The sequence below is a fragment of the Kocuria sp. genome, assembly GCF_030536815.1.
In the GTDB taxonomy this organism is placed as follows: domain Bacteria; phylum Actinomycetota; class Actinomycetes; order Actinomycetales; family Micrococcaceae; genus Kocuria; species Kocuria gwangalliensis.
This window is the reverse complement of the sequence record NZ_JAUNPE010000226.1, coordinates 1-2,856: the sequence shown is the minus strand read 5'-3', so window position 1 is coordinate 2,856 and position 2,856 is coordinate 1. Positions and strand designations below refer to the sequence as shown.

At 66.9% G+C, this 2,856-nt stretch carries 2 protein-coding genes and 1 riboswitch; both genes read right to left on the bottom strand.

Annotated features, from left to right (window positions below):
* Positions 1-44 precede the first annotated feature (44 nt).
* Positions 45-1,109 carry an alcohol dehydrogenase gene (locus Q4E95_RS12460; protein ID WP_303383607.1) on the bottom strand — a complete coding sequence of 355 codons (1,065 nt, stop codon included), beginning with the start codon at positions 1,107-1,109 and terminating at the stop codon, positions 45-47.
* Between the two features lie 160 nt (positions 1,110-1,269).
* On the bottom strand, positions 1,270-2,691 hold the full coding sequence (locus Q4E95_RS12455) for an LLM class flavin-dependent oxidoreductase (RefSeq protein ID WP_303383606.1): 1,422 nt from the start codon (positions 2,689-2,691) through the stop codon (positions 1,270-1,272).
* A gap of 83 nt (positions 2,692-2,774) precedes the next feature.
* Positions 2,775-2,856: riboswitch (SAM riboswitch) on the bottom strand. This riboswitch is flagged as partial in the annotation.

Genomic DNA, 2,856 nt, shown 5'->3' with positions numbered 1-2,856 from the left:
CGGCGTCGTCAGTGCGCGGGACAGGACCGCGACGCACGGTCGGATCAGGGTGCCACCAGGACCGCGCGACCGTTCAGGGTGCGCTGACGCAACCCGTCCAGAGCGGCGTTGACCTCCTGGGCGTTCAGCGGGGCCTCCTTGATGGGCGGAACGGGGAGGTCCGCGTCCTGGGCGAGCTGGACGAGTTCTTTGAGCTCGGGAAGGCTGCCCACAAAGTTGCCGCGGATGTTGAGGAGGTTGAACGCGGCCAGGGCCGTGGGGAATTTGTACTGCCCACCGAACAGGCCCACGCTGACCAGGGTCCCCCCGTTGGCCATGGCGAACAGGGCAGCGTTGGACGTGTCCCCGTTGTTGACCAGGTCGATGGCCGCGGCGATCTTGCCACCACCCGCCGTGACGATGTCCGTCACCAGGTTTTCCCCGCCCACGGTCACGGTGGCCGAGGCCCCGATCTTGGTGGCGTTGGCCAGTGCGGCCTCGCTCATGTCCACGGCCACGATGTTCTGATGTCCCAGGGCCCTGAGCACCGCAATGGTCATGAGACCCACGCCGCCGGCACCGATGACCGCCACGGGCTCGTCCGCGGGGACCGGCATGATCTTCTTCGCGGCGGAGTAGGACGTCAGTCCCGAACACGCGAGCGTGGCCCCGAAGGAAGGATCAATGTCACCGAGGGGCACCAGGTAGCGCTCATCCGGAAGGTAGACCTCTTCCGCGTACCCGCCCCGTAACTGCACGGACAGGTTGCGCTTGCGGCGGCTGCAGTAATTCTCGCGGTCCTCAGAGCATGCCTGGCAGTCACCGCAACCGATCCACGGGAACACGATGAACTTGGTGTCCCCGGGCGTGAGCGTGGCGTCCGGTCCCGCGGCCACCACTTCCCCCACGATCTCGTGCCCCAACACCACCGGGTACTGCGCGCCCGCCGCGGTGAGTTCGTACCGGCCGGCGTCCCCCAGGTCGAAGTACCCGTCCTGGCAATGGACGTCCGAGTGGCAGACTCCCGAATGGGTCACCCGAACGATCACCGCGGAGCCATCCAGCTCGGGACGCTCCACCTCCAGTTCCTCGGCGGGTGCTCCCGGTTCTTTGTGCGCAAAAACCTTCATGGCCACTCCTTCGTAGCGACGGGTCCGGCCCGCGTCCCGCGGACTTAGCCCCCACTGTAGGCGGCGGTGGCTCGGGTGGGCTTTGCGCAGCCCGGAAGACACGATGCCGCCCGGTCGCCTTTGCGGGAAAGGCGACCGGGCGGCGCGGTCAAACGGGTTGTTAGCCCACCAGCTCGCGAGCGGCGGTGTCCGCCACGGAGGGCTTGTCCGCGAACGCGCCGCGGTACTGGGCCGCGGGGTGGCTGTCCATGACCCGGGGCTGCCCGGCGCCGTAGAGGGACTCGCGCAGGGTGGAGCCCTCGTACTCGGTGCGGTAGCGACCGCGCTTCTGCAGCTCGGGAACCACGTACTCCACGAAGTCCTCGAAGGAGCCGGGGCTCACGTGGTAGGCCAGGTTGATGCCGTCCAGGCCACCCTCGTCAACCCATTCCTCGAGCTGATCGGCCACGGATTCCGGCGAACCGACGATCACGTCACCCATGCCACCCAGGGCGCAGTGCTTGGCGATCTCCTCGCGGGTCCACTTCTTGTCCTTGGACTGCAACGTGAACGGGGTCAGGAAGGACTGGATGGAGTCGGTCTTGACGTAGTTGAGGGCCTCGTCCTCGTCGAACTGGCTGAGGTCCACGCCGGACCAACCGCCGATGATCGCCTGAGATGCCTCCAGGTCCACGTAGGAGAGGTACTCCCGGTACTTCTCCTGGGCCTTCTCCTCGGTCTCGGCCACGACCACCGAGAGCATCGCGTAGATCTTGATGTCGTCGCGGTGGCGGCCCTGGGCCTCGGCCTGCTCCCGGATCTTGTCCGTGACGAACCGGGTGAGGTCCGGACGCAAACCGCCCACGAACACGGCCTCCGCGTGACGACCCGCGAACGCCTGGCCGCGCGAGGACGCACCGGCCTGGAAGATCAGCGGGGTGCGCTGCGCGGACGGCTCGGTGAGCGCGGCACCCGGGACGGTGAAGTACTTGCCCTGGTGCTGGATCGGGTGCACCTTTTGGGGATCGGCATAGATACCGGCCTCGCGGTCCTCGACCACGGCGCCGTCCTCCCAGGAACCTTCCCAGAGTTTGTAGCAGACGTCGAGGAACTCTTCGGCGATCTCGTAGCGGGTATCGTGCTCGATCTGGCGCGGCAGACCCTGATTCTCCGCCGCGGAGGGCAGGTAGGAGGTCACCACGTTGAAGCCCACGCGACCCTTGGTCAGGTGGTCCAGGGTCGCGTACTTGCGGGCCAGTGTGTAGGGCTGCTCGTAGGTCACCGCACTCGTCACGCCGAAGCCCAGGTGCTCGGTCACGGCCGCCATCGCGGAGATCTGCATGAACGGGTCGTTCACGGGAACCTGCGCGCCGTCCGTCACGGAGGGCGCGGCGGAGTTCTTGTAGATGTCGTAGATGCCCACCACATCGGCCAGGAAGAGCGCGTCGAACTTGCCCTTCTCCAGCGTCTTGGCCAGGTTGGTCCAGTACTCAATGGTGTTGTACTCGGTGGCCTTGGACCGCGGGTGACGCCACAGGCCGAAGCTCTGGTGGTCCACGCAGGTCATGTCAAAGGCGTTGACGGAGATCCGCTTCTTGGTCATGGGTGCCCCTTCGGGTTGAACGCGACCCGCGCCCCGTGCGCCACCTACGGCGGCCTACTCTGCGGGTCCAGCGCGTTTGTGTGGCGCCGTACTTGCCGCATGCGGTGTGTCATGCGGCCCGATCCTCACCTGGGGCACCCCGCTACGGGAGAGGGTTGCCGTCCG